We start from the raw sequence: 25145 nt of genomic DNA, 5'->3' as shown, positions 1-25145 counted from the left end.
ATTAAAATAAAATGAAAATTTATCGCTTTGCAGTGGTTCTATGCCTGTTTTTTTTGTCCTGTGATCAAAAAAGTAAGGTTGAAAAAGAAGTAGAAGAAATTCCAGTTGATATCAAAGTAGAACGTTTTGATAAAGTGTTTTTTGAAACCAAACCTCAAGATCTTGCAAAGATAAAAAAGCAATATCCGTTTTTCTTTCCTGGAAACGATGACAATATTTGGATTCAGAAAATGAATGATCCGATCTGGAGAGAAGTTTACGACGAAGTTCAGAAAAAATACAGCAATTTTGAACCTGTTCGTAAAGAGTTCGACGGACTTTTTCAACACATAAAATATTATTTTCCTAAAACTAAAATTCCTAAAGTAATTACAGTTATTGGAGAAATGGACTATAGTGCAAAAGCAATTTATGCAGATAGTCTTGTAGTTGTTGCTTTGGAACTTTATTTAGGAAAAGATCATAAGTTTTATGAGTTCCCGAATTATTTAAAACAAAATTTCGAAGAAAGACAGATTATGCCAGATGTGGTTTCTAGTTTTTCTTATAGAAATATTCCAAATTCATTGGATAAAAGTTTAGTTGCTCAGATGGTTTTTGAAGGGAAACAGCTTTATGCAAAAGATTTGCTTCTTCCTGAATATACAGATGCAGAAAAAATAGGATATACTCCAGAACAAATTAAATGGTGTGAAGAAAATGAAGCTTATATGTGGCGTTATTTCATAGAAAATGAAATGCTTTACAGTGATGATCCGAAATTGAGAACACGATTTATAGCTCCAGCGCCTTTCTCTAAATTCTTTTTAGAAATAGATAATGATTCTCCAGGACGAGTAGGAACTTGGATTGGATGGCAAATGGTACGTTCTTACATGAAAAATAATAGCAATGTTTCTTTGGCAGAATTATTTAAAATTGATGCAAAAGAAATCTTCGAAAAATCAAAATATAAACCTAAGAAATAATGGCAAATATAAACTCAGAGATTAAATTCAATATAGAATTAGACGAAAACCGCGTTCCAGAAAAACTAACATGGAGTGCTCAAGATGGAGGAGTGCAAGCGGAAGAAGCTAAAGCGATCATGTTGTCTATTTGGGACAGCAAAGTAAAAGAAACAATGCGTATCGATTTGTGGACGAAAGATATGCCGGTAGACGAAATGAAGATTTTCTTTCATCAGACTTTAGTTGCAATGTCAGATACTTTCAAACGTGCAACAGACGACGAAAAAATGTCTGATACTATGAAAGATTTCTGTGATTACTTCGCAGAAAAACTAGAGCTTACGAAATAGTTACATTTCAAATAAATGAAATCCCAAATTCCAATCTTATCCCGAGACTTCGGGAGGAGTTTGGGATTTTTTTATTGTTTTAAAATAAATTGGAATTCTATTTTGTAATTAAATCTTAAAAAGGTATTTTTCCAATATCGTTTTAAGAAAAAATAATATGTGGTTTCCTTTTATTGTAAGTCTTATAGGGCTGTTTTTTTTACTTGCTAATGCCATAAGGTTTTCTGCCACATGTAAAAACAGAGATGTAATGTATCGTATGATTACGATCTATTTAGGTCTTTTATTTTGCGTTGAACTCCTCTGTAATATCATTGGATTTCTCTATCCTAATTCGAATTTTTTCCTTTCCCATTATTATTTTATTTTTCAGTTTGTCACATTAAACTTATTTTTCTACAATAGTTTTTCAAATAAGATATTCAAGCAAATTATGATAATCGTGTTTGTTTCGGTGTTGCTTTTTTTAGGATGTCAATATTATAAACGACCTTCGCTTTATTGGGAATTTAATTTGATCGAAATTGCAATAACATCAATTCCGCTTTTATTTTACGCATTCTATTTTATTATATCGAATTTAAAAAATGTCAAGCATGATTATTTTTATTTCTGCAATGGATTAATTATTTATTTAACAAGCAGTGCAGGTATTTTCTTGTCTGGAAATAGTGACTCGGTAGTTTTTACTGAACCGTTTTTCCTTGATTTCTGGTTCTTTAATTCTTTATTTTATATTCTTTATCAGTTTTTAATCTATAAAGAATGGAGAGCTTTAAATTTTAGAAGAACACTTAAGAGAAACTTCGAAAGCAGAGCGTAAATTTTAAAATTTTAAAATAAAAAAAATCCCAAATTCCAAGTTTGCAATTGGAATTTGGGATTTTAATATTGTGAGTTTTTAAAAATTTAAAATTCTGAATTATTTTTAAAAACTTCCTGATTCACTTGATCGATATAAGACAGAACTTCATCTTTTCCGATTGTTTCTGTCGATGAGGTTATAAAATACTGAGGCATTTCGGCCCAGTTATTAGCAAACATTTGCTTTTTGTAAGCTGCAATATGCGAATCTATTTTTGTTTTACCGATTTTATCCGCTTTAGTAAAAATAATACAGAACGGAATTTCGCTTTCCCCCATATAAGACATAAATTCGATGTCTATATTTTGAGCTTCATGACGAATGTCAATTAAAACAAAAGCACAAACCAATTGTTCTCTATTCTCGAAATAATCGGTAATGAACTGTTGAAAAATTGATTTTGTTTTTTTTGAAACCTTAGCGTAACCATAACCAGGTAAATCAACTAAAAACCAATTATTATTGATTTTAAAGTGATTAATTAATTGTGTTTTTCCTGGTCTTGAAGATGTTTTTGCTAAACTTTTATTGTTGGTAAGCATATTTATCAAAGATGACTTACCTACATTTGATCTTCCTATAAAAGCATATTCTGGCAAAAACTCCTTTGGACATTTTGATGCATCAGAATTGCTGACAATAAATTCGGCGGTGTTAATTTTCATACTCCTTCGTTTTAAAACCTCCTTAAAAAATAAAATTTAATGGCTAGAAATTCTTTTCAGTAAGCCATTTTTCAAGAATTTCGTTAAATTCTTCTGGGTGTTCCATCATTGCTGCGTGCCCGCATTTGTCAATCCAATATAAAGTTGAATTTGGCAATAATTTATCAAATTCTTCTGCAACATTTGGTGGCGTTACAGAGTCATTTTTACCCCAAATAATGCAAGTGTCAACGTCCATTTTTGGCAAATCTTTGGCCATATTATGGCGTATTGCGCTTTTTGCAATAGTCAAAGTTTTGATTAATTTGATTCGGTCATTAGCGGTAGCGTAAACTTCATCAATCAATTCAGGAGTTGCGATTTTTGGGTCATAAAATACATCTTCAGCTTTCTTTTTGATGTATTCATAATCGCCTCTTCTTGGATAACTGTCTCCCATTGCGCTTTCGTAAAGTCCAGAACTTCCAGTGATTACAAGTCCTGCAACTTTTTCAGGATAAAGCTTTGTGTGATACAAGGCAATATGTCCTCCAAGAGAATTTCCTAAAAGAATTACTTTGTCAAAACCTTTAAAAGTGATAAAGTCTTTTACGTATTTCGCAAAACTTTTTACGTTCGTTTTTAAAATGCTTTGGGTGTATATCGGCAAATCTGGAATAACAACTTTATATCCTTTTGTCGGGAAATATTGTGCTACACCATCAAAGTTACTTAGACCTCCCATTAAACCATGAAGAATAACGATTGGAGTTCCTTCTCCAGCTTCAAAATAGCTGTATTTGCCTTCTTTTTTATAGTGTTTGTCCATCTAATCTAATGCCAATTTCAATTTCGACAAATATAGGGTTAATTCAACAAAAATGAATTTTTGATGCAATTTTTTAACTAGATAATTTGAGTAGAATTTATAAATGATTAAAAATCAGTAATTAAACCACTATTTGTTAAAATATTCAAATGTTAAGAAATGTGCATAATACTCAATTTTTTAAGAAAATTAGCGCATTATTTTTTTGAATGAATAACGTATTTAAGAATCTGTTAATTAATAGTTAACGTATTGATTGATTGTTGATTATGGAAAGTGGTAGCAAAGTGGTTAAACTTATTAACAAAGTGGTATAAAGTGGTAAAATGTGGTAATATTTTTTATATTTTTGCTGTATAACATGTTAACTAGTTTTTTTTGAACACAATTGTTGGAACATATGAATGTAAAGTTGATGCTAAAGGAAGGCTAATGATGCCTGCACCTTTAAAAAAGCAATTGACGCCTTCTCTTCAAGACGGATTTGTTTTGAAGCGTTCTGTTTTTCAGCCGTGTTTAGAGTTGTATCCTATGGTAGAATGGGATGCTATGATGAAAAAAATCAACAAGCTTAATCGCTTTGTAAAAAAGAACAACGATTTCATTAGAAGGTTTACTGCTGGTGTTAAAGTGGTTGAGGTTGATGCATTGGGGAGATTGCTTGTTCCAAAAGATTTGGTAACGTTTGCGAGTATTTCTAAAGATGTGGTTTTTTCATCTGCGGTTAATATTGTTGAGATTTGGGACAAAGATTTATACGAGAAATCAATAAGCGGCGAAGATATGGATTTTGCAGATCTAGCCGAAGAAGTAATGGGAAATATTAATGACGACGAAGATGGAATATCATAATCCGGTTTTGCTTCATCCAACAGTAGATGGTTTAAATATTAAACCTGATGGTGTGTATGTAGATGTTACGTTTGGAGGCGGTGGTCATTCAAAAGAGATTTTAAAAAGATTAGGGCCAAACGGAAGGCTATTTGCATTTGATCAAGACGAAGATGCGCTTGCTAATGCATTACCGGACGAAAGGTTCACTTTGATAAATGAGAATTTTAGGTTCATAAAAAGATTTTTACGTTTTCACGGAGTAAAATCGGTAGATGGGATCTTGGCAGATTTAGGAGTTTCATCACATCAGTTTGATGTTCCTGAAAGAGGTTTTTCAACAAGATTTGATGCCGAGTTAGATATGCGGATGAGTCAAAGAAATGATTTAAATGCTTATCGAGTGGTTAACGAATATGAAGAACAGGATTTACGTCGTGTTTTTTTTGATTATGGGGAGTTGAAAAACGCACCAGTTTTGGCAAGAACAATTGTGGAGGCGAGAAAAGATTATCCAATCAAAACGACTGAAGAATTGAAAGAAGTTCTGAAAAAGTTTTTGCCAGAGAAAGTTCGAAATAAAGTATTGGCTCAGATTTATCAAGCAATCAGAATCGAAGTTAATCAGGAAATGGATGTTCTAAAAGAATTTATTGAGCAATCATTGGAGATTTTAAAACCAGGTGGAAGGTTTTCTGTAATCTCTTATCATTCTTTAGAAGATCGATTGGTAAAAAGATTCATTAAAAACGGAATGTTTGAAGGAGAACCAGAAAGAGATTTTTACGGAAACTTTTCAGTTCCATTCAAAACGATCGGAAAACTGATTGTTCCAGACAATGAAGAAATCAAGATTAATAATAGAGCAAGAAGTGCCAAATTAAGAGTCGCAGAAAAGCTATAATATATATTAAGGTAGGAAAAAATGAAAAGTGGCGTATTTAGCATATTAAAAGCAAGATTCCTGATTCATGAAGATGCAGTAAAAAATTGGCGATTTATTGTCTTTATAATTCTGCTGGCCATTTTGATGATTGCAAATACACAGCGATATGAACAAAAGGTTTTTGAAATCGCGAAATTAAATAATGAAGTAAAAGAGCTAAGATCAGAATTTGTAGATCGACGTTCAGAATTGATGAAGTTAAAAATGGAGTCAACCATTTCGGATAAAATGTTAGAAAAACAAATTTTTCCGTCGACGGTTCCTCCAGTGAAAATAGAAGTTAAAAAAGAAGAAGAAAAAAGTTTCTTTAAAAGAATATGGCAGTAGACGATAAACATATATCCTACAGAATTTACCTCGTAGCAGTTTTCATCTTTTTGATGGCAATTGCTATTGTCGTTAAATTAACCAATATTCAGTGGGTTGATGGAGATTACTATAGAAAACTGGCAAAACAACGTACAGTTAGAAACTTTATAATTCCTGCCAACAAAGGAAATATCTATTCTGCAGACGGAAGTTTATTGGCAACATCAATCCCGAATTATGAAATTCGTTTTGACGCAAAAGCACCAAAAAAGGAAACTTTTGAGAAGTATGTAAAACAATTATCAGATTCTTTAGAAACTGTTTTGGACAGACCATCAGGTTATTACGAAAAAGAATTAAGAAAAGCGCGCGAAAATAAAAATCGATATTATTTAATCGCTCGTAAGTTGAGTTATACTGAATATGTGAAAATAAAAAGTTTTCCATTATTCAATTTAGGAGCTTTTAAAGGCGGAATTATTGTTGAGCAAGAAACAGTTAGAAAACATCCGATAGGCAAAATTGCTGAAAGAACTATTGGTTATGATAAAATCGATCCAGCTACAGGAATGGAAGTTGGAAAAGGAATTGAATGGGCTTTTAAAAGTTATTTGAACGGAAAAGACGGTAAAATTCTAAAACAAAAAATCGCAAAAGGGCAATGGAAACCTATTCGTGATGTAAACGAAGTAGATCCAATTGACGGATACGATGTAATTTCGACAATAGATGTTTTTATTCAGGATATTGCGCACCATGCTTTGTTGAAACAATTGGAAGATTACGAAGCAGATCACGGTTGTGTGGTAGTAATGGAAACGGAAACAGGTTATATAAAAGCGATTTCAAATTTAGGAAGATCAGAAGATGGTTCTTATTACGAAACGACAAATTACGCGGTTGCCGAATCTCACGAACCTGGATCGACTTTTAAATTAGTTGATTTAATGGCTATTTTAGAAGATAAAGTAGCTGATACAAGTACAGTTTACGATAGTCATGGCGGGGAAATCAGATATTATGGAAGAGCTGTTCGTGATTCGCATAAAGGTGGTTACGGAAAAGTTTCTTTAGCACGCGGATTTGAGCTTTCGTCAAATACAGTAATGGTTCAGGCAGTTTATGAGAATTACAAAAGTAATCCTTCTAAGTTTGTGAATCATATCAATGAATTAGGTTTGAATAAACCATTAGGATTGCATTTTAAAGGAGAAGGAAGACCATATATTCCGCAGCCTGGAGACAAACATTGGTCAGGAACTACGCTTCCATGGATGGCTTTTGGATATAACGTTTCGGTTACGCCAATGCAGACTTTAGCCTTGTATAATGCAGTTGCAAATAATGGCGTAATGGTAAAACCGCAATTTGTGTCGGAAATTAAAGAATGGAACAAAACCATTAAAAAGTTTGATACAGAAGTGATAAATCCTAAGATTTGTTCGCCAGAAACACTTAAAAAAGTGAAAGCAGTTTTGGCAAATGTGGTGAAAAAAGGAACAGGTTCTAAGTTGTATTCAAAAGATTTTTCGATGGCAGGAAAAACGGGAACGGCGATGGTAAATTATGGTAACGCAGGAAGAGAAGGAATGTATTATGCTTCTTCTTTCGCGGGGTATTTTCCAGCTGATCATCCAAAGTATTCATGTATTGTAGTGGTTCATAAACCAAATACAGCCAAAAACAATTATTATGGAGCAGATGTAGCAGGACCGGTTTTCAAAAGAATCGCGCAAAAGATTTTTACAGATGCGCCTTCAACAAATAAAATTAAAAAATTAGATTCTAAGATTCAAAAACAGGAAGCTAGTTATGATAAATATACTGCTGAAGCAAATAAAAAAATAAATCAGATTCCTAATTTAAAAGGAATGCCTGGAATGGACGCAATTGCTTTACTGGAGAATTTAGGTTTGAAAGTAAAAGTAAATGGAATGGGAAAAGTGAAGAATCAATCGATTCAAGCGGGAACCAGTATTAGCAAGAACGCAACAATCGTATTAGAATTATCGTGAAAGTATTAAAAGACATATTATATAAAGTAGCTATTGAATCTGTAAAAGGTTCAACAGACGTTGCTATCCAGAAAATTGAATTTGATTCACGCAAAGTAGAAGCAAATGATATTTTCGTGGCAATTCGCGGTTCACTTTCTGATGGACATGATTATATTGAAAAAGCAATTCAGTTAGGAGCAAAAGCAATTATTTGTGATACGCTTCCCGCAAATACTGTTGCTGATGTAACATATATTCAGGTAAAAGATACCAATACAGCTTTGGCTTTTATGGCTGCTAATTATTTTGAAGACCCGTCTGCAAAATTAAAATTAGTTGGAGTAACAGGTACAAACGGAAAAACAACAATTGCATCGTTATTGTTTCAGTTGTTTCAAAAAGCAGGTTTTAAAGTTGGATTATTATCAACTGTAAAAATTGTAGTTGATCAAACGGAATATCCAGCAACGCATACAACGCCAGATTCTTTAACCATAAATCATTATTTAAATGAAATGGTTGAAGCTGGAGTTACGCACTGTTTTATGGAAGTTAGTTCTCACGGAATCCATCAAAAACGTACAGAGGCTTTGCATTTTGTGGGTGGAATTTTCACGAATCTTTCTCACGATCATTTGGATTATCATCCAACTTTTGCTGAATATAGAGATGTTAAGAAATCATTTTTTGACTCACTTCCAAAATCAGCTTTTGTGTTGTCAAACATTGATGATAAAAATGGATCCGTAATGCTTCAGAATACGGTTGCAAAAAAACTTACTTATGCTTTAAAATCTTATGCTGATTATAGAGCTCAGATTTTAGAAAGCCAATTATCAGGTTTATTGTTGAAAATTAACGACAATGAAGTTTGGGTAAAACTGATTGGTACTTTCAACGCATACAATGTTTTAGCAATTTACGGAACTGCAGTAGAGTTAGGAATTGATAGCCTTGAAGCGTTACGTTTACTGTCTGATTTAGAAAGTGTTTCGGGTCGTTTTCAGTACATCGTTTCAGATGGCGGAATTACTGCTGTTGTAGATTATGCACATACGCCAGACGCATTGGAAAATGTTTTGAAAACGATAAATGATATCCGTACAAAAAATGAGCAGTTAATTACTGTTGTTGGCTGCGGAGGAAATCGTGATAAAACAAAACGTCCAATAATGGCGAAGATTGCTTCAGACTTAAGTGATAAAGCAGTTTTGACTTCGGATAATCCAAGAAATGAAGATCCAGAAGTTATTTTGGATGAAATGGAGCAGGGAGTTGAGCCTCACAATTACAAAAAAATGCTGCGAATTACAGATAGGAAACAGGCGATTAAAACAGCTTGTCAATTGGCTCAGCCTAAAGATATCATTCTAATTGCAGGAAAAGGACACGAAACATATCAGGAAATAAATGGTGTTCGTCACCATTTTGATGATATGGAAACAATAAAAGAGATTTTAGAGCAACTAAATAAATAATAATAAAATTTTAAGTTCAAATACCACAGAATTGGAATTTGAAATTTCAAAATTGGAATTTAAAAAATAGAAAAATATGCTGTACTATTTATTCGAATATTTTGATAAGACATTGGATCTTCCAGGAACAGGAGTTTTCCAATACATCACATTTAGATCAGCTTTGGCATTTATGCTTTCGTTGCTTTTGTCGACAATTTATGGTAAAAGGGTAATTAACTTTTTGCGCCGTCAGCAAGTTGGAGAAACAGTACGCGAACTTGGTCTTGCAGGTCAGAATGAGAAAGCTGGTACGCCAACAATGGGTGGACTGATTATCATTTTTGCGACTTTGATTCCAGTTTTGTTATTTGCAAGATTGCATAATATCTACATCGTTTTACTGATTGTAACAACATTGTGGATGGGAACAATTGGTTTTGTTGACGATTACATCAAAATATTCAAAAAAGATAAGCAAGGTTTAAAAGGTATTTTTAAAGTTATTGGTCAGGTTGGTCTTGGAATCATCGTTGGAGCAGTTCTTTATTTTAACCCTGCTGTTACAGTAAGAACAGATACGGGACGTACAGATGTGTTTAAAACATCTGCAAATACAACTATTGTAACGCCAGCACCTATTGAAGAAAAATCTACAGCAACGACAATTCCTTTCGTAAAAAACAACGAATTTGATTATGCTGAAGTATTGTCTTTCATGGGTGACGGTTATGAGAAATGGGCTTGGTTAATATTTATTCCGGTTGTTATTTTTATCATTACAGCAGTTTCAAACGGAGCTAATTTAACCGACGGAATCGACGGTCTCGCAGCAGGAACCTCGGCAATATCCGTCCTCGCACTCGGAATATTTACATTCGTTTCAGGGAATATCATTTTCTCAAATTATCTGAATATAATGTATATCCCTAATTCGGGAGAAATGACAGTCTTTATTTCGGCGTTTGTTGGAGCTCTTATAGGATTTCTTTGGTACAATTCTTATCCAGCTTCAGTATTTATGGGAGATACAGGAAGTTTGACCATTGGAGGGATCATTGCGGTATTAGCAATTGCAGTTAGAAAAGAAATATTGATTGTTTTATTCTGCGGAATTTTCTTAGCAGAAAGTGCCTCAGTAATTATTCAAGTAAGTTATTTTAAATATACGAAGAAGCGTTTTGGAGAAGGCCGAAGAATATTCCTGATGTCGCCTTTACATCACCATTATCAGAAAAAAGGATATCACGAAAGTAAAATTGTGACTCGTTTCTGGATTGTTGCCGTGATGTTAGCCATTTTATCAATTATCACCCTAAAATTAAGATAAATGAGGCTAGTAGTTTTAGGTGGAGGAGAAAGCGGTGTAGGAACTGCGATCCTCGGTAAGAAACAAGGATACGATGTTTTTGTATCGGATTTTGGAAAGATAAAAGAAAGCTATAAAGAAGTTCTTATCATTAATAAAATAGCCTGGGAAGAAGAGCAGCACACAGAAGATTTGATTCTAAATGCAGATGTGGTGATGAAAAGCCCAGGAATTCCAGACAAGTCTCCGATAGTAAAAAAGCTTGTTGCAGCAGGAGTAAAAGTGATTTCGGAAATTGAATTTGCGATTCCTTATACAGAAGCAATGACCATTGGGATTACGGGAAGTAATGGTAAAACCACCACAACAATGCTGACACATCACTTGCTGAAATATGCAGGATTAAATGTAGGATTGGGTGGAAATATCGGAAAGAGCTTCGCGTGGCAAGTGGCTGAGAATAAATTTGATGCCTACGTTCTTGAATTAAGCAGTTTTCAGCTAGACGGAATAATAAATTACAGACCTGATATTGCGATAATAACCAATATAAGTCCAGACCATTTAGATCGATACGAATATAAATATGAAAATTATATCAATTCGAAGTTCCGAATAACAATGAACCAGACTGAAAATGATTATCTGATTTATGATGCAGATGATGTGGCAAGTACAGAATGGTTAAAGAAGAACAAAACAAAAGCAAAATTAATTCCTTTTTCATTGACGAAAAAATTTGATGAAGGGGCTTCTATAAATAACAACAAAATGGAAATAAAGATCAACCAAGAAGAGTTTACAATGGATACAGAACACATTGCGTTAGAAGGAAAACATAATATGAAAAACGCCATGGCAGCAAGCTCTGTAGCTAAATTGATGCAAATTAGAAATGCAACGATTCGTGAAAGTCTATCTAATTTCCAAGGTGTTGAGCACCGTTTAGAAAAAGTATTAAAAATACAAAACGTTCAATATATCAACGATTCAAAAGCGACAAATGTAAACGCTACTTTCTTTGCTTTGGATAGTATGAATGCACCAACAGTATGGATTGTTGGAGGTGTTGACAAAGGAAACGATTACAACGAATTGATGTCATTAGTTCGTGAAAAAGTAAAAGCAATTATCTGCCTTGGAATCGATAACCGCAAAATTATCGACGCTTTCGGAAACGTTGTTGATATTATGGTTGAAGTAAATAATATGAATGACGCAGTAAAAACCGCTCAAAGATTAACAGAAAAAGGCGATGTAGTTTTATTGTCTCCAGCCTGCGCAAGTTTCGATTTATTTGAAAACTACGAAGACAGAGGAAAGCAATTTAAACAAGCAGTTCATAACCTATAAAATAGTTTCAAGTTTCACGTTAGGAGTAACTTGAAACTTGAAACAAAGAAAACCTGAAACAAAACTGAAAGAATTATGAAAGAGCTAGTAAACAAATTAAAAGGAGATAGGGTAATATGGTCATTTGTGGCTTTATTGGCGTTGTTTTCGTTTATGCCTGTTTTTAGTGCGAGTAGTAATCTTGCCTATATCGGGCACGGAACAGGAAATACATTAGGCTATTTGGTAAAACACTTGGCGCATATTTGTATCGGGTTTTTAATCATTTACTGGGTGCATAGAGTTCCGTATCATTATTTTAGAGCGATTTCTAAGATTGCGCTTCCTGTGGTTTGGATTTTATTAATCTATACGCTTTTAAAAGGAACAGTAATCGCAGGAGCAAATGCAAGCCGTTGGATTCAGGTTCCTTTTATCGGAATCACGTTCCAGACTTCAACATTGGCATCTATTGTATTGTTTATTTATGTAGCACGTTATTTATCTAAAACGAAAGAAGAAAATGAGCCTTTTCAAGCCTCATTAATTCAGCTTTGGGTTCCAGTATTTATCACATTAGTATTGATTTTACCAGCGAACTTTTCAACTACAGCGTTAATCTTTTCAATGGTTTTAATGCTGACATTTATTGGGAAGTATCCATTAAAATATATTGCTTTTATCATTGGTTCAGGAGTTGCGATGTTAGCATTTTTCCTTTTAGTGGCAAAAGCTTTTCCAGATTCAAGATTCTTCAGTAGGGTTTCAACTTGGGAAAGTCGTATTGCGAATTTTACAACAGACAAACCAGACGAAGATGACTATCAGATTGAGAAAGCAAAAATTGCAATTGCATCTGGAAAATTAGGAGGATTAGGACCAGGAAAAAGTGTTCAGAAAAACTTTTTACCACAATCTTCTTCCGATTTTATTTATGCCATTATTGTTGAAGAATATGGTCTAGTAGGAGGAGTTTCGATTGTAATTCTTTATTTATTGCTTTTGTTCCGATTTGTAATTGCTTCTCATAAAGCACCTACTTTATTTGGAAAATTAGTCGTCGTTGGAGTAGGATTCCCAATGATATTTCAGGCAATGATCAATATGGCGGTTGCAGTAGAATTATTGCCAGTTACAGGGCAGACACTTCCGTTGATAAGTAGTGGAGGAAGTTCGATTTGGATGACTTGCCTTGGACTAGGAATTATCATTAGTGTAACGAGAAAAGAAGAAGAAATTGCTGAGGATAAACTCGAGAGAGAAAAACGAAAAGAAGCTTTACAGCGCTTAATAGATAAAGAATTGGCAGAAGAAGATTTACCAGCAGATGAAATATATGAAGAAGAGCCAATGTATTCTATAGAAGACAATTCAAGAAATCCGATGAATGCGGTTTTAAACAAATAAGAAAGAATAAATTTTAAAACGTTGTAATTTTAGAAAGATGACAAAGTATAAATTCATACTTAGCGGAGGAGGAACAGGAGGACATATCTATCCTGCGATTGCGATTGCGAACGAATTAAAATTACAATTTCCTGATGCAGAATTTCTTTTTGTAGGTGCCAAAGATAAAATGGAAATGCAAAAAGTGCCTCAGGCAGGTTACGAAATAAAAGGTCTTTGGATTGCTGGTTTACAGCGAAAATTGACATTACAAAACTTAATGTTCCCGCTTAAATTGGCTAGCAGTTTATTGGAATCAAAAAGAATAATTAAAAAGTTCAAGCCAAATGTAGTAATTGGTACGGGTGGTTTTGCCAGCGGACCTTTGTTGCAAGCAGCAGGATCGGCAGGAATTCCGACGGTTGTTCAAGAACAGAATTCTTATCCAGGAATAACAAATAAATTGCTGAGCAAAAAGGCAAATGCAATTTGTGTAGCGTATCAAAATTTAGAGCGTTTTTTTCCTGAAGAGAAAATTGTTTTAACTGGAAACCCAGTTCGTCAGGATTTAATTGATATTGAAAGCAAACGTGACGAAGCAATTGCTTTTTACGGTTTAGATTCAAACAAAAAAACATTGTTGGTTTTGGGAGGAAGTTTAGGAGCTAGAAGAATCAATCAGTTAATTGAAAAAGAATTGCAAAATTTTCTTTCTCAAGATGTACAGGTAATCTGGCAATGCGGGAAATTATATTTTGAAGAATATAAAAAATACAATCAGCCCAATGTAAAAGTGGTTGATTTTATTGAAAGAATGGATTTTGTTTACGCAGCATCAGATGTCATAATTTCACGTGCAGGTGCTTCATCAGTGTCAGAATTGTGCATTGTGGGTAAACCAGTGATTTTTATTCCGTCTCCAAATGTTGCTGAGGATCACCAAACTAAAAATGCGCAAGCAATTGTTGATGCTAAAGGAGCTATTTTGTTGAAAGAATCTGAGCTTGACAGTCAGTTTAGCATTGTTTTTGAAGCGCTGCTGAAAGATTCTGGAAAACAGAAACAATTAAGTGATAACATTAAAAAATTGGCAAAACCAAGAGCTACACAAGATATTGTTGCGGAAATTATCAAGCTAATTAAATAGGCTGTAAGCTATAGGCAATAAGCTTTAAGCTTGAGAATGCTATCTAAAGCGTAATAAAGATTAAAAGGATAAAAGAGGATTAGAAAATAAAGACAAAAGTTATAGGCTTACTGCCTAAAGCTTACGGCATAAAGCAAGAAAAAAATGAATTTAAATCAAATACAAAACGTTTATTTTATTGGTATCGGAGGAATCGGAATGAGTGCTCTGGCTCGTTATTTCAAGTTTATTGGAAAACAAGTTTCAGGTTACGATAAAACGCCCTCTATGTTGACTAGTGAATTGATTGAAAGTGGTATTGATATTCATTTTGAAGATGATATAAACTTAATTCCAAAAGATTATTATGTAGAGAATACGTTGGTTATCTACACACCAGCAGTTCCTAAAACACATTCAGAATGGAATTATTTTATAGAAAGACACTACGAGGTTAAAAAACGTGCAGAAGTTCTTGGAATTATAAGTAAAGACACTTTTTGTTTTGCAGTGGCAGGAACGCACGGAAAAACAACAACATCTAGTATTTTGGGACATATTTTGTTTCAAAGTGGAGCAGATGTTACAGCTTTCATTGGAGGAATTGTAGAAAACTATAATTCAAACTTAATCGGAAGCGGGAAAACAGTAACGGTTGTTGAAGCGGACGAGTTTGATAGATCGTTTTTGCATTTGCGTCCAGATATCGCTTGTGTGACTTCTATGGATGCTGATCACTTAGATATTTATGGAACAAGTGATGCAATTGAAGCTTCTTTTAGAGAATTTGCTTCAAAAGTTGAGGATAAAAATAATCTCTTCATTACAAAAGAATTGCCTTTAGAAGGTGTTCAATGTGCTGTAAATGAAGATGCTGTTTATAAGGCTTTTAATGTTCGCATTGAGGATGGGGCTTATGTTTTTGATGTGCAGACGCCATCAGAAATTATGAAGGATTTGCGTTTCGGATTGCCTGGAAGACACAATTTAATGAATGGATTGATGGCTATTGCAATGGCTAAGACATTCGGCACCCCGACCGACTCTATTGCAAAAGCCATTGCTTCATTCAACGGAATTAGAAGACGTTTTTCATATCAAATTAAGACTGAAAATTTAGTATATATTGATGATTATGCACATCATCCAACAGAAATAAATGCTGTTCATCAGGCAGTTAGAGAGTTGTATCCAGGGCGTAAAGTTTTGGCAATTTTCCAACCGCATTTATTCAGCAGAACAAGAGATTTCGTTGACGGATTTGCAGAAAGCTTATCGCAGTTTGATGAAGTGTTTTTGATGGATATTTACCCTGCAAGAGAGCTTCCGATGGAAGGAGTGACTTCTGAGTGGCTTTTGGGTAAAATGACAAATTCGAACAAAAAAATTGTTGCAAAAGAAGATTTATTAGGTGAAATAAAAGCCAGCGATGCACCTATTATTGTAACAATTGGAGCTGGTGATCTGGGAGAAATGGTTCCGTCAATTAAAAAGATTTTAAATGAAAATATTTAATTGGACAAACATAAGATTAGTACTTATTTTCGGACTGGTTTTGTTTCTATATTCCTTCGCTCAGCATCGAAATGGCGATCGAAAATTGAAAAAATCGATGGTCGTTTTTGTAGGAGAAAATACGCTATTTGTGAAGCCAGAAACGGTTAATAAATTGTTGATAGAAAATAAAAGAGACGCTTCCAGTATTAGAAAAGATGAACTAGATTTGAATAAGATAGAGAAAACTCTCGATACGCAAGACATGATTGAGAAGTCAAATGTTTTTGTAAGTATCGACGGAGTTCTAAAAGCAGTAGTAAAACAGAAGACGCCCATAGCAAGAGTTTATGACGGCGCAGCTTCTTTTTATATTGACTATGAGGGTAATAAAATGCCCTTATCGGACAATTTCACTGCGAGAGTTCCTCTTGTTTCAGGGGCAATAAGTGAAAAAAATAACGAAGATTTAGCAGCTTTATTTCGCACAATTTATGACGATGCGTTTTTGAAAAAAAACATCATTGCTATAGAGATTATGCCGAATGGAAGCTTAAAAATGTTTAACCGTAACTATGATTACTTCATAGATTTTGGAAGAACGATGAATGTTGATAGAAAATTTAGAAACTATAAAGCGTTTTTTCAAAAAGCAGTTTTAGATAGTTCGTTATACAAATACAAAAAAATTGACCTTAGGTTTACGGAACAAGTAGTTTGCACTAAATAATAGAAAATGGAAAAAGATAATATTGCAGTAGGTCTAGATATTGGAACAACCAAAATCGTTGCCATGATCGGCAAGAAAAATGAATATGGTAAGTTGGAGATTTTGGGCATTGGTAAATCCAAAAGTTTGGGTGTTGCCAGAGGAGTAGTAAACAACATTACGCAGACGATTCAATCGATACAACAGGCGATAATCGAAGCAGAAAATAATTCAGGATACAAAATTAAAGATGTGGTTGTGGGTATTGCCGGACAGCACATCAGAAGTATTCAGCACACGGATTACATTAGCAGAAATAATCCAGAAGAAGTAATTGGCGAAAAAGATATTCAGCTTCTAATCGATCAGGTAAATAAACTGGCGATGTTACCAGGAGAAGAAATTATTCACGTTTTGCCACAAGAATTTAAAATCGACGGACAATCTGAAATTAAAGAGCCAATTGGGATGTACGGCGGAAGATTAGAATCTAGTTTTCACGTTGTAGTTGGACAGGCATCATCAATCAGAAATGTTGGAAGATGTATTCAGAGTTCAGGAATTGAATTGTCTGGTTTGACATTAGAACCATTAGCTTCTGCTGATGCTGTTTTAAGTCAGGAAGAAAAAGAAGCTGGTGTTGCACTTATCGATATTGGTGGTGGAACAACAGATTTAGCTATTTTCAAAGATGGTATTATTCGTCACACAGCGGTAATTCCTTTCGGTGGAAATGTAATTACAGACGATATCAAAGAAGGATGTTCGATTATCGAAAAACAAGCTGAGCTTTTAAAAATAAAATTTGGATCTGCTTGGCCAGGTGAAAATAAAGATAACGAGATTGTTTCGATTCCTGGTTTAAGAGGAAGAGAACCAAAAGAAATTTCGCTTAAAAACTTATCTAAAATTATCCACGCAAGAGTTGTGGAAATTGTAGAACAGGTTTTTGCAGAAATTAAGGCATACGGTCACGAAGATCCCCGTAAAAAGCTAATCGCTGGAATTGTATTAACAGGTGGAGGTGCACAATTAAAGCATATAAAACAACTTGTAGAATACATCACAGGAATGGATACGAGAATTGGATATCCAAATGAGCATTTAGCAGGAAACTCTGGAGAAGAAATCTCTAGTCCATTGTTTGCAACGGCTGTTGGATTGGTGATGAACAGTATCGAAAATAGTTCGCAAAGTGCTGTGAGAATGGAATTGGTTAATGAGCAACCAAAAGTGGTTTATAGAAATGCCCCAACTCAGCCAATACAGCGATACGAAGTAGAAGAAAACTACGTTGAGAAAGTAGAAACTATCGATGAACCTAGAGAAACCGTAAGTCAAAAGGCAAAAGACGAATCTACTGAAACTAAAATAAGAAGATCATTTTTTGATCGATATGTCGACAAAATCAAAGAATTTTTAGACAACGCAGAATAATTAGAATAAACAAGAAGAAGGAAATTACTTTCTGGCCCCAAGTCAAGAAGTAAAAAATGTACTTAATAAGAATTTCAAAAAACCAAAAAGATGATGAGCAACTCAGAATTTGGAAGTATTTCATTTGATTTACCAAAAAATCAATCAAATGTAATCAAAGTAATAGGTGTAGGTGGAGGCGGAAGTAACGCAATCAACCATATGTTCAAACAAGGTATTAAAGGCGTAGATTTTATCGTTTGTAATACCGATTCGCAAGCGCTTCAAAATAGTTCAGTACCAAATAAAATCCAGTTAGGAGTTAATTTGACTGAAGGATTAGGAGCAGGAGCAAATCCAGACGTTGGACAGCAGTCGGCTATCGAAAGTATTTCGGATATTGAAAAAATGTTAGATAGAAATACTAAGATGGTATTTATCACTGCTGGTATGGGTGGAGGAACTGGAACTGGTGCAGCTCCGGTAATTGCTCAATTAGCAAAAGAAAGAGAAATATTAACAGTTGGTATCGTGACGATTCCGTTTCAGTTTGAAGGGAAAGTTCGTCAGGAGCAAGCTATTATTGGAATCGAGAAATTGCGTAAGCAAGTCGATTCTTTAATTGTAATCAACAACAACAAATTAAGAGAAGTATACGGAAATCTTGGTTTTAAAGCAGGATTTTCTAAAGCGGATGAAGTTTTGGCAACAGCCTCTAGAGGTATTGCTGAAGTAATTACGCACCACTATACTCAAAATATCGATTTACGTGATGCGAAAACTGTTTTGGCTAACAGTGGAACTGCTATCATGGGATCTTCTGTGGCAACAGGTGAAAATAGAGCAAAAGATGCTATCGTTTCTGCTTTAGATTCTCCATTGTTAAACGACAACAAAATTACAGGTGCCAAAAACGTATTGTTGCTTATCGTTTCTGGAACTAATGAGATTACTCTAGACGAAATTGGAGAAATCAATGATCACATTCAAGATGAAGCTGGTTACAATGCAAATATCATTATGGGGGTTGGTGAAGACGAAACTCTTGGTGAAGCAATTGCTGTAACGATTATTGCTACAGGTTTTGATGTAGAACAACAAAATGAAATTGTAAATACAGAGCCAAAGAAAATCATTCATACGTTAGAAGACGAGCAAAGAAGTGTTCATAATTTAACAAATAAACCTATTTCTTCTTTTGACTTAACTGTTGATACACCAACAGCAAAAGTTGAAGATAAAGTTGTTTTTGATTTAGTTGACGATGATGAAACATTTACTCCAACTGCTAAAGCTGTTGCTCCAGCAATCAATCAGGAAGAGTTAGTAGTTATGTCTGAGTTTATCAAAAATTTAGATGTGACTTTCGAAATCGTTTCGCCAATTACAGATATCGATTTTACAATTTCTGCTCCTGAAACACCAACAGCAAAAGAAGTGCAACAGCCGCCAGTTCAGCAGCAAAGAGTATTTGAAAAAGAAGAACAGACAACTTTCTCTTTTGATCTTCCTTTGTTTAAACAAGAGCCAGTAAAAAGAGAGCCAGTTGTTGAAGATAATAGAGTTTTGTTTGAATTGACTAATGAAACTCGTGATATTAAAGTAAACGATCCAGTTCAATTTGTTCCGGTAACTGAAGTTTCAGACAACGGAATTATTAAATATTCTCTAGAAGAATACATGGAAGTTGAAAACGATTTATTGGCTTCTAAGCCAGTTGAAAAAGTGGTTGAAGATACAATTCCAGAGGAATTAAACATTACGTTGAAACCAAGAGTTGATTTCGCTAGCCAACCAGATTTATCTACAACTTCTGAAGTTTCTCCATTAGAATTAACTATTGAAGAAACATTACGTTTAAGAGCTGAAGAAAGAAGAAAGAAACTAAAAGAGTTTAACTATAAATTCCATAATAATGTTTCTAGAATTGACGAGTTGGAAAAAGAACCAGCTTACAAAAGATTAGGAATAGATTTGTCTAATTCTCAATCTAATAATACAAATTCTAGAATTTCTGTTGGAACAGATAGTAACAACGATTTACAATTACGTTCAAACAATTCATTTTTGCACGATAACGTAGATTAATTTTAGAATCATAATATTTGGTAACCCGAAAATTGGATTTAATTTTCGGGTTATTTTTTTTATCTTCGCACAGAATTTCAAAATTTGACTTTTAAAATAGTATTTTAAAAACAATATTGTCACCCTGAGCGAAGTCGAAGGGCTTTTTGTCGGAAAGGGCTTCGACTTCGCTCAACCTGACAAACTATGATATTAGTTGAAAAAACAAATTAATATATCAATTAATAGGCATTGGCTTATTTTAAATAAAACATAAACATGAGTTTACAAACACAGATCATGGACGAAATCAAAACGGCCATGAAAGCAAAAGATACAGTAGCTTTAGAAGCTTTAAGAGCTGTTAAATCAGAATTATTATTAGCATCAACAGCTTCAGGATCTAAAGAAGATTTATCTGAAGATGAAGAAATAAAATTGCTTCAAAGATTGGTTAAAACTCGTAAAGAAAGCGCAAGAATCTTTACAGAACAAAACCGTCCAGATTTAGCAGAACCAGAATTGGCTCAAGTTGCTGTAATCGAGAAGTTTTTACCGACTCAATTAAGCGAAGAAGAAGTAGAAGCTGTAGTAGCAAAAATCATTGCTGAAACAGGAGCTTCTGGAATTGCTTCAATGGGTAAAGTAATGGGATTAGCATCTGCTCAATTAGGCGGAACTGCTGAAGGAAAAACCATTTCTACAATTGTGAAAAAATTACTTTCGTAAATAATAATTTTAGATTTTAGAGTGTAGATTTTAGATTTTAGATTATTTATTGAAATCTAAAATCTATATTCTGAAATCATAAATCTAAAATAAACTGACCTCGTAGTTCAACTGGATAGAATATCAGATTTCGGCTCTGAGGGTTGGGGGTTCGAACCCCTCCGGGGTCACTTGACGGGACAAAGAAGATTTTTTCTTCTTTGTCCCGTTATTCTTTGGGGCTAATTCCTCGTTAATTAAGTAAACTAGCTGAACGACCTCATTTATTCTTGCGGTTCGAAACTGCTTTTCTTCGATTGTGAATTTTTCAGGATATATTGAACCGATAATATTTCTAAAATGAGTTAAATCCGCTTCGCTACAGCATTCATTAAGCTTCATCAAATTTTTAATTCCTGTTTTTAATAAATCCGAAAGACTAATATTCTCTCCAGCTAAATCTGCTAATTTAATTTCAAGGCGATGAATTTTATTGTCATAATCCGTTTTCATCTCAGTGTAATCTTTCACTTCAATCTTTCTTGAAGCGAGCAAATCTCTGATATAAGAAATCTTCTTTTCAAATTCTTTCAGCTGAGAAATTACTCTGTTCTTTTCTGCAATTGATTCCTTATTGAAATCATTAAAATATTCTTTAACAGCTGTTATGTAAATCTTTTCTGTTTCAGGTTTTGGAATATACTTTTGTAACTGTTCATAGAAAATGCGGTTAACCTCACACGATCTGATTCTGTAATTACAGCCCTTATAGCAATGATAATATGAATAATGGTTGTTTCTTCCTTTAGATATGCTTGCAGTTAAAATTTTATTACATAGAGGGCACTTAAATAAGCCTTTAAGAGGAAATGGTTCGGAGATTGCAGATTTAGTTCTGAAATTCTTTCTTCGTCCTTCTAAAACATCTTGAACAAGATAAAATAGCGCCTCAGAAATTAATGGCTCGTGTGAGCCCATTACGTATTTTGCTTCCTCGTCTTTGAATTTCGGAATTAAAATTTTTCCACAATAAAGAGGATTGCGGATCTGTCTCCAGAAATTATTTTTACTTGTTTTAAGTCCTTTTCTTTTTGCCTGAAGAAAAATCTGCTCCGTATTAAAAATATCTTTTGCAATTTCTTCAAAACACCATTTTAAGATGGATGCTTCAGGCTGATCAAAAGTTATATATTTCTTACCATCCTCGGTTATTTTATTTATGTAACCAGAAGGAGCCAGTCCCATATATCGCCCCTCTTTTCTGGCTCTTCTCATACCGTGAAAAGTATTTAATGCCCGTCTGTCATTTTCTACTTCAGGAGCTGCTAGATAAAAAGCAAGCATCATTTTGTTTTCTGGAATAGACAAATCTAAAGGCTGTTCTATTGCTTGTGGCTCAACACCAAGTCTTCTAAGAGTATTAATCATCTGGTATGCATCGCCAGCATTTCTGCTGAACCTGTCCCATTTGGTAAATAAGACCAAATCCGTTTTATTTTTGTACCTTTTAATTGTTGCTAGATAAAGTTTCCATTTGGGTCTATTAAACGTTTTTGCAGAATGATCTTCATAAATAACATCCCTTACAGCAATAGAATTTATCTCACAGTACTTTCTTAGCATTTCCTCTTGATTTCTTTGTGAGTAACCTTTTTCCGCCTGCTCGTCTGTACTCACTCTCACATATAAATCTGCTGTCTTTTTCATCCCTCTTCTTCTTTAAATAATTCAAAACTGTTACTTTAGCAAGCAGTCGTAAAAAATCTAATACTTTACCTGCCTGTTCAAGCGTTACATCAACATTTTCATCTTTCAGCATTTTCATGGCTTGCTCTGCCGTCATTTTTCCTCTTTCATTCTCATCTTCATTTCTCATTTCACAATTCCTCTTCATTAAAAAAAGACCGAGGCACGGTCTTTTTGTTCCACAATCATTCATCGCTATAAAGTTATAACACTTTTTTCATTTTATCCTAATCAAAATATGGTGGGGATAATACAAATATAAAACCTAATTCACTGAGGATGATAAGTAAAATTTACTTATCATCACTCAATAATTTTTTAGATTATTATAAAGATAAGTCACTTTTCTGTCAATGTCATGGACATAATATGTACATAAAAATGGTTTTATCATTATTGATAGACTTATTTAGGATAGGGTTCATTTATCTTCACTCTTCTCATTCAGCATTCTGTATATTTCGTCCAGAACCTCTATCTCGGCACTTGGAATTAACTGAAGAGCAAGTTCCAGAACTGAACCTATGTAAATATCCCTGTTATCAAGTTCATCCGAGTAAACTACATTCAGGCACATTCTAATAAGATTCACTCCCAGACATGTCATATCTGTATAACCATAAAATCTTATCTCACGTATTGACTCCCCGCCTTTGTCCCCAGAAGGTTTCAGCAGTTTAAAATGATAGGATGCAAAATCTTTAAATTCTCCCAGTGTTTTTATTTTATGAGTTTCCATAATTTTAAATATTAAAACTTAATGTTGGCTATTCTGTTTCTTCTATATTTTCTGAAAACAGATCGGTAATCTCATTTAAAAGCTCAAACTCGTCAACTGGAAATAACTGAAGAGCAATTCCCAGTATAAGTCCAACATCAATATATTTGCTTTCAATCGTAGGCGGAACCTCTGCGCTGTCCTGATCTAAAGCGATAATGCAGAGTTTCATCAGGTTTCTTATAATAGAAGCAAGCTCATAATAGTCATAAACTCTTATCTCTGCATTATACATTCCTCTTTTATCGTCAGCTGGTTTCAAAGCAGTACGAAGTCTTGTGCTTAATTCTTTGATAGTTTCCAGTTTTTTGATTTCATCGGTTTCCATAACTTCATTTTTTTATGCTGATAAAGTCAGATCCTGATGAATTTCCGCAAGTCTCGCAAGTTCCTTCTCAATCATAGCTTCTGCCTCTTTCATAAAATCACGGCATCGGTCTTCCATGAGCTGATAGTACAGATAATCAGAGCTTTTTGTTCTGCTAAATCGAAGAGTGTTTGGATTCTTTTTCAGAAGTCTGAACATATTTTTTTCATCCCTGCTGTTTCGAGGGAAGTAATCAGAAGTTATGCACGTAAAGTATTCGCATAGTTCAAATAAGTAGCCCATAGAAAAATGGTTAGGTGTGTACCCCAGAAATACCCTTATAAGTGAAAGACATGTCTGCTCTACGATCTGATGAAGGGAGCTCATTCTGACTTCATAGGAAAAATACTGATCATTATTGTAAATAAGATCCCAGATCGATGCAGTAACATTACTTCGATCTCCAGCATATAATGTGGTACTTTTTACATGGCGTATCCCAGAATTAACTCCAAGTTTGGGATGTTTTTCGGGATCAATAAACAGAGCCTGCGAGTTCTTAATAATATTGCATAAGAATAACTGCTGGTCGCCGTATAATTTCACAATATTTCGCAGGCTGTGCATGAGAATAGTTACCGTTATTAGACCTTTTGATCTGCTCTTTATCTTATCGGTAAGGTCATTTCCTATGTTATCCTCGAACTCTTCCGCTATGACCAGCAGATAAAGGTGGACATGTTTCTCTTTTTTAACGGGCTTTTGAAAAGGCTCATTAAAAGTATAACTGCTTTTCTTCTCTGCAAAACAGTAAATGCCTATCGGATCGATGTTTTGGGAAATAACTCGATAAATTAAATCTGATTTGGTGTTTTGAATTGCTTTCATAATTTTACTACTTTTAGTTAATACTTGTCTGAAAAATTGTATTTTTGTTTAACACACAGGCAAGTAAGCAATTACTTGTGCGGTACGGTATCAAATTTTACCGTACCGTACATGAGATTTTTTGTATCATACATGAATCCCGCTTTTTTATTCTTAATTATTATCTTTGAGCTATGAGCACATTAACAAAACCAAACCACATGGGGCGCAAAATCAGCCGTATCCGTGAACTGAAAGACATGAAGCAGGAAGCACTGGCGCAGGCTATGGGAACAAACCAACAGACTGTTTCAATATTAGAAAATAGTGAAGATATCGATGATGAAAAATTAGCAGAAGTGGCAAAAGCCTTAGGAGTAAGCGTGGAAGCAATTAAAAATTTTTCTGATGAAGGTGTAATTAATTATTTCAACACTTTTAATGAAGCTGTTGCAAATAATAATTTTGGGCGACAAGATACCATTAACTTTAATCCATTAGATAAGGTTGTTGAGCTTTATGAACGATTAGTTCAAGCAGAAAAAGACAAAGTTGAATATTTGGAAAAATTACTGAAAGCTAAGTAAGCTTTTATAAAAGATATATTAATTCAAAAAAAAAAGAGACGTATTAGTCTCTTTTTTTTGCCCCATAAATAAGCTTGGGGATCTAGTTTCGCTTTTTACTCTTTATTCTAATCTTAATAAAGACAATTTTTAGTG

Annotated in this window: 24 protein-coding genes and 1 tRNA gene; 18 read left to right on the top strand and 7 right to left on the bottom strand. The window is 34.0% G+C overall.

From position 1 onward, the window contains the following. Positions 1–11: 11 nt before the first annotated feature. Together gldB and gldC are read left to right on the top strand one after the other, a co-directional pair. On the top strand, positions 12–968 hold the full coding sequence (gene gldB, locus V6624_RS05845; protein ID WP_111284653.1) for a gliding motility lipoprotein GldB: 957 nt from the start codon (positions 12–14) through the stop codon (positions 966–968). Beyond that, positions 968–1300 (top strand): gliding motility protein GldC, encoded by a 333-nt coding sequence (gldC, locus tag V6624_RS05840; protein ID WP_162614920.1) that lies wholly within the window; start codon positions 968–970, stop codon positions 1298–1300. The genes gldB and gldC overlap by 1 nt, the downstream gene beginning before the upstream one ends. Positions 1301–2209: 909 nt before the next feature. Here gldC and yihA read toward each other — a convergent pair. Together yihA and V6624_RS05830 are read right to left on the bottom strand one after the other, a co-directional pair. Then, positions 2210–2830: a ribosome biogenesis GTP-binding protein YihA/YsxC gene (gene yihA / locus V6624_RS05835; RefSeq protein WP_111284658.1), complete on the bottom strand. Its 621-nt coding sequence runs from the start codon at positions 2828–2830 to the stop codon at positions 2210–2212. 43 nt (positions 2831–2873) lie between these two features. Beyond that, on the bottom strand, positions 2874–3638 hold the full coding sequence (locus tag V6624_RS05830) for an alpha/beta fold hydrolase (RefSeq protein ID WP_111284660.1): 765 nt from the start codon (positions 3636–3638) through the stop codon (positions 2874–2876). Positions 3639–4016: 378 nt separating this feature from the next. On the opposite strand from V6624_RS05830, the gene V6624_RS05825 reads away from it, so the two are divergent. The 15 genes from V6624_RS05825 (at position 4017) to V6624_RS05755 (ending at position 20916) form a co-directional block, all read left to right on the top strand. After that, complete coding sequence (locus V6624_RS05825) at positions 4017–4490, top strand: division/cell wall cluster transcriptional repressor MraZ (RefSeq protein WP_111284662.1); 474 nt, start codon at positions 4017–4019, stop codon at positions 4488–4490. After that, positions 4465–5373, top strand: coding sequence for a 16S rRNA (cytosine(1402)-N(4))-methyltransferase RsmH (gene rsmH / locus V6624_RS05820; protein WP_204251663.1), 909 nt, complete (start codon positions 4465–4467; stop codon positions 5371–5373). Before V6624_RS05825 ends, rsmH begins: the two co-directional genes overlap by 26 nt. A 21-nt stretch (positions 5374–5394) precedes the next feature. Further along, positions 5395–5742, top strand: a complete 348-nt coding sequence (locus tag V6624_RS05815) for an FtsL-like putative cell division protein (protein WP_008467159.1) — start codon at positions 5395–5397, stop codon at positions 5740–5742. Then, a complete protein-coding gene (locus V6624_RS05810) occupies positions 5733–7739 on the top strand; it encodes a penicillin-binding protein (RefSeq protein WP_111284664.1) in 2007 nt (668 codons plus the stop codon). The genes V6624_RS05815 and V6624_RS05810 overlap by 10 nt, the downstream gene beginning before the upstream one ends. Continuing rightward, on the top strand, positions 7736–9199 hold the full coding sequence (locus V6624_RS05805; protein ID WP_111284666.1) for a UDP-N-acetylmuramoyl-L-alanyl-D-glutamate--2,6-diaminopimelate ligase: 1464 nt from the start codon (positions 7736–7738) through the stop codon (positions 9197–9199). Before V6624_RS05810 ends, V6624_RS05805 begins: the two co-directional genes overlap by 4 nt. A gap of 76 nt (positions 9200–9275) precedes the next feature. Next, on the top strand, positions 9276–10508 hold the full coding sequence (mraY, locus tag V6624_RS05800; RefSeq protein ID WP_111284668.1) for a phospho-N-acetylmuramoyl-pentapeptide-transferase: 1233 nt from the start codon (positions 9276–9278) through the stop codon (positions 10506–10508). Then, a complete protein-coding gene (murD, locus tag V6624_RS05795) occupies positions 10509–11840 on the top strand; it encodes a UDP-N-acetylmuramoyl-L-alanine--D-glutamate ligase (protein WP_111284670.1) in 1332 nt (443 codons plus the stop codon). A gap of 75 nt (positions 11841–11915) precedes the next feature. After that, entirely contained in the window at positions 11916–13226 is a 1311-nt protein-coding gene (locus tag V6624_RS05790; protein WP_338841253.1) for an FtsW/RodA/SpoVE family cell cycle protein, read from the top strand. A gap of 37 nt (positions 13227–13263) precedes the next feature. Beyond that, positions 13264–14352, top strand: coding sequence for an undecaprenyldiphospho-muramoylpentapeptide beta-N-acetylglucosaminyltransferase (gene murG, locus V6624_RS05785; RefSeq protein ID WP_111284674.1), 1089 nt, complete (start codon positions 13264–13266; stop codon positions 14350–14352). 144 nt (positions 14353–14496) lie between these two features. Further along, positions 14497–15846: a UDP-N-acetylmuramate--L-alanine ligase gene (gene murC / locus V6624_RS05780; RefSeq protein WP_111284676.1), complete on the top strand. Its 1350-nt coding sequence runs from the start codon at positions 14497–14499 to the stop codon at positions 15844–15846. Continuing rightward, positions 15833–16555 carry a cell division protein FtsQ/DivIB gene (locus V6624_RS05775; protein WP_111284678.1) on the top strand — a complete coding sequence of 241 codons (723 nt, stop codon included), beginning with the start codon at positions 15833–15835 and terminating at the stop codon, positions 16553–16555. Before murC ends, V6624_RS05775 begins: the two co-directional genes overlap by 14 nt. Positions 16556–16561: 6 nt before the next feature. Beyond that, entirely contained in the window at positions 16562–17971 is a 1410-nt protein-coding gene (gene ftsA, locus V6624_RS05770) for a cell division protein FtsA (protein WP_111284680.1), read from the top strand. A gap of 90 nt (positions 17972–18061) precedes the next feature. Continuing rightward, positions 18062–20038, top strand: coding sequence for a cell division protein FtsZ (gene ftsZ / locus V6624_RS05765; protein WP_338841252.1), 1977 nt, complete (start codon positions 18062–18064; stop codon positions 20036–20038). Between the two features lie 258 nt (positions 20039–20296). Continuing rightward, the gene (locus V6624_RS05760; protein WP_111284684.1) at positions 20297–20746 is read left to right on the top strand and encodes a GatB/YqeY domain-containing protein; all 450 of its coding nucleotides are present in this window, start codon (positions 20297–20299) and stop codon (positions 20744–20746) included. Positions 20747–20842: 96 nt separating this feature from the next. Then, positions 20843–20916, top strand: a tRNA-Arg gene (locus tag V6624_RS05755). On the opposite strand, the gene V6624_RS05750 is transcribed toward V6624_RS05755, so the two are convergent. The 5 genes from V6624_RS05750 to V6624_RS05730 form a co-directional block, all read right to left on the bottom strand. Next, positions 20870–22432: a recombinase family protein gene (locus V6624_RS05750; protein ID WP_338841908.1), complete on the bottom strand. Its 1563-nt coding sequence runs from the start codon at positions 22430–22432 to the stop codon at positions 20870–20872. The two genes, V6624_RS05755 and V6624_RS05750, sit on opposite strands and share 47 nt — an antisense overlap. Beyond that, positions 22329–22601, bottom strand: coding sequence for a hypothetical protein (locus tag V6624_RS05745; protein WP_338841251.1), 273 nt, complete (start codon positions 22599–22601; stop codon positions 22329–22331). Before V6624_RS05745 ends, V6624_RS05750 begins: the two co-directional genes overlap by 104 nt. 291 nt (positions 22602–22892) lie before the next feature. Next, entirely contained in the window at positions 22893–23210 is a 318-nt protein-coding gene (locus tag V6624_RS05740) for a hypothetical protein (RefSeq protein WP_338841249.1), read from the bottom strand. Between the two features lie 28 nt (positions 23211–23238). Next, positions 23239–23577, bottom strand: a complete 339-nt coding sequence (locus tag V6624_RS05735) for a hypothetical protein (RefSeq protein ID WP_338841247.1) — start codon at positions 23575–23577, stop codon at positions 23239–23241. A 12-nt stretch (positions 23578–23589) separates the two neighbouring features. Then, positions 23590–24444 (bottom strand): hypothetical protein, encoded by an 855-nt coding sequence (locus V6624_RS05730; protein WP_338841245.1) that lies wholly within the window; start codon positions 24442–24444, stop codon positions 23590–23592. Positions 24445–24617: 173 nt separating this feature from the next. Here V6624_RS05730 and V6624_RS05725 point away from each other — a divergent pair, with 173 nt between their 5' ends. Continuing rightward, positions 24618–25010 carry a helix-turn-helix transcriptional regulator gene (locus V6624_RS05725; RefSeq protein WP_338841243.1) on the top strand — a complete coding sequence of 131 codons (393 nt, stop codon included), beginning with the start codon at positions 24618–24620 and terminating at the stop codon, positions 25008–25010. Positions 25011–25145 lie beyond the last annotated feature (135 nt).

This window comes from Flavobacterium ginsenosidimutans, from assembly GCF_037478105.1.
GTDB lineage: Bacteria > Bacteroidota > Bacteroidia > Flavobacteriales > Flavobacteriaceae > Flavobacterium > Flavobacterium ginsenosidimutans.
This window is presented reverse-complemented; position numbering and strand designations above follow the sequence as displayed.

Bases quoted from the DNA above. Each gene is read 5' to 3' on its own strand.
- gldB (WP_111284653.1), top strand. From the start codon at position 12: ATGAAAATTTATCGCTTTGCAGTGGTTCTATGCCTGTTTTTTTTGTCC.
- gldC (WP_162614920.1), top strand. From the start codon at position 968: ATGGCAAATATAAACTCAGAGATTAAATTCAATATAGAATTAGACGAA.
- yihA (WP_111284658.1), bottom strand. From the start codon at position 2,830: ATGAAAATTAACACCGCCGAATTTATTGTCAGCAATTCTGATGCATCA.
- V6624_RS05830 (WP_111284660.1), bottom strand. From the start codon at position 3,638: ATGGACAAACACTATAAAAAAGAAGGCAAATACAGCTATTTTGAAGCT.
- rsmH (WP_204251663.1), top strand. From the start codon at position 4,465: ATGACGACGAAGATGGAATATCATAATCCGGTTTTGCTTCATCCAACA.
- V6624_RS05815 (WP_008467159.1), top strand. From the start codon at position 5,395: ATGAAAAGTGGCGTATTTAGCATATTAAAAGCAAGATTCCTGATTCAT.
- V6624_RS05810 (WP_111284664.1), top strand. From the start codon at position 5,733: ATGGCAGTAGACGATAAACATATATCCTACAGAATTTACCTCGTAGCA.
- mraY (WP_111284668.1), top strand. From the start codon at position 9,276: ATGCTGTACTATTTATTCGAATATTTTGATAAGACATTGGATCTTCCA.
- murD (WP_111284670.1), top strand. From the start codon at position 10,509: ATGAGGCTAGTAGTTTTAGGTGGAGGAGAAAGCGGTGTAGGAACTGCG.
- V6624_RS05790 (WP_338841253.1), top strand. From the start codon at position 11,916: ATGAAAGAGCTAGTAAACAAATTAAAAGGAGATAGGGTAATATGGTCA.
- murG (WP_111284674.1), top strand. From the start codon at position 13,264: ATGACAAAGTATAAATTCATACTTAGCGGAGGAGGAACAGGAGGACAT.
- murC (WP_111284676.1), top strand. From the start codon at position 14,497: ATGAATTTAAATCAAATACAAAACGTTTATTTTATTGGTATCGGAGGA.
- V6624_RS05775 (WP_111284678.1), top strand. From the start codon at position 15,833: ATGAAAATATTTAATTGGACAAACATAAGATTAGTACTTATTTTCGGA.
- ftsA (WP_111284680.1), top strand. From the start codon at position 16,562: ATGGAAAAAGATAATATTGCAGTAGGTCTAGATATTGGAACAACCAAA.
- ftsZ (WP_338841252.1), top strand. From the start codon at position 18,062: ATGATGAGCAACTCAGAATTTGGAAGTATTTCATTTGATTTACCAAAA.
- V6624_RS05760 (WP_111284684.1), top strand. From the start codon at position 20,297: ATGAGTTTACAAACACAGATCATGGACGAAATCAAAACGGCCATGAAA.
- V6624_RS05750 (WP_338841908.1), bottom strand. From the start codon at position 22,432: ATGAAAAAGACAGCAGATTTATATGTGAGAGTGAGTACAGACGAGCAG.
- V6624_RS05745 (WP_338841251.1), bottom strand. From the start codon at position 22,601: ATGAGAAATGAAGATGAGAATGAAAGAGGAAAAATGACGGCAGAGCAA.
- V6624_RS05740 (WP_338841249.1), bottom strand. From the start codon at position 23,210: ATGGAAACTCATAAAATAAAAACACTGGGAGAATTTAAAGATTTTGCA.
- V6624_RS05735 (WP_338841247.1), bottom strand. From the start codon at position 23,577: ATGGAAACCGATGAAATCAAAAAACTGGAAACTATCAAAGAATTAAGC.
- V6624_RS05730 (WP_338841245.1), bottom strand. From the start codon at position 24,444: ATGAAAGCAATTCAAAACACCAAATCAGATTTAATTTATCGAGTTATT.
- V6624_RS05725 (WP_338841243.1), top strand. From the start codon at position 24,618: ATGAGCACATTAACAAAACCAAACCACATGGGGCGCAAAATCAGCCGT.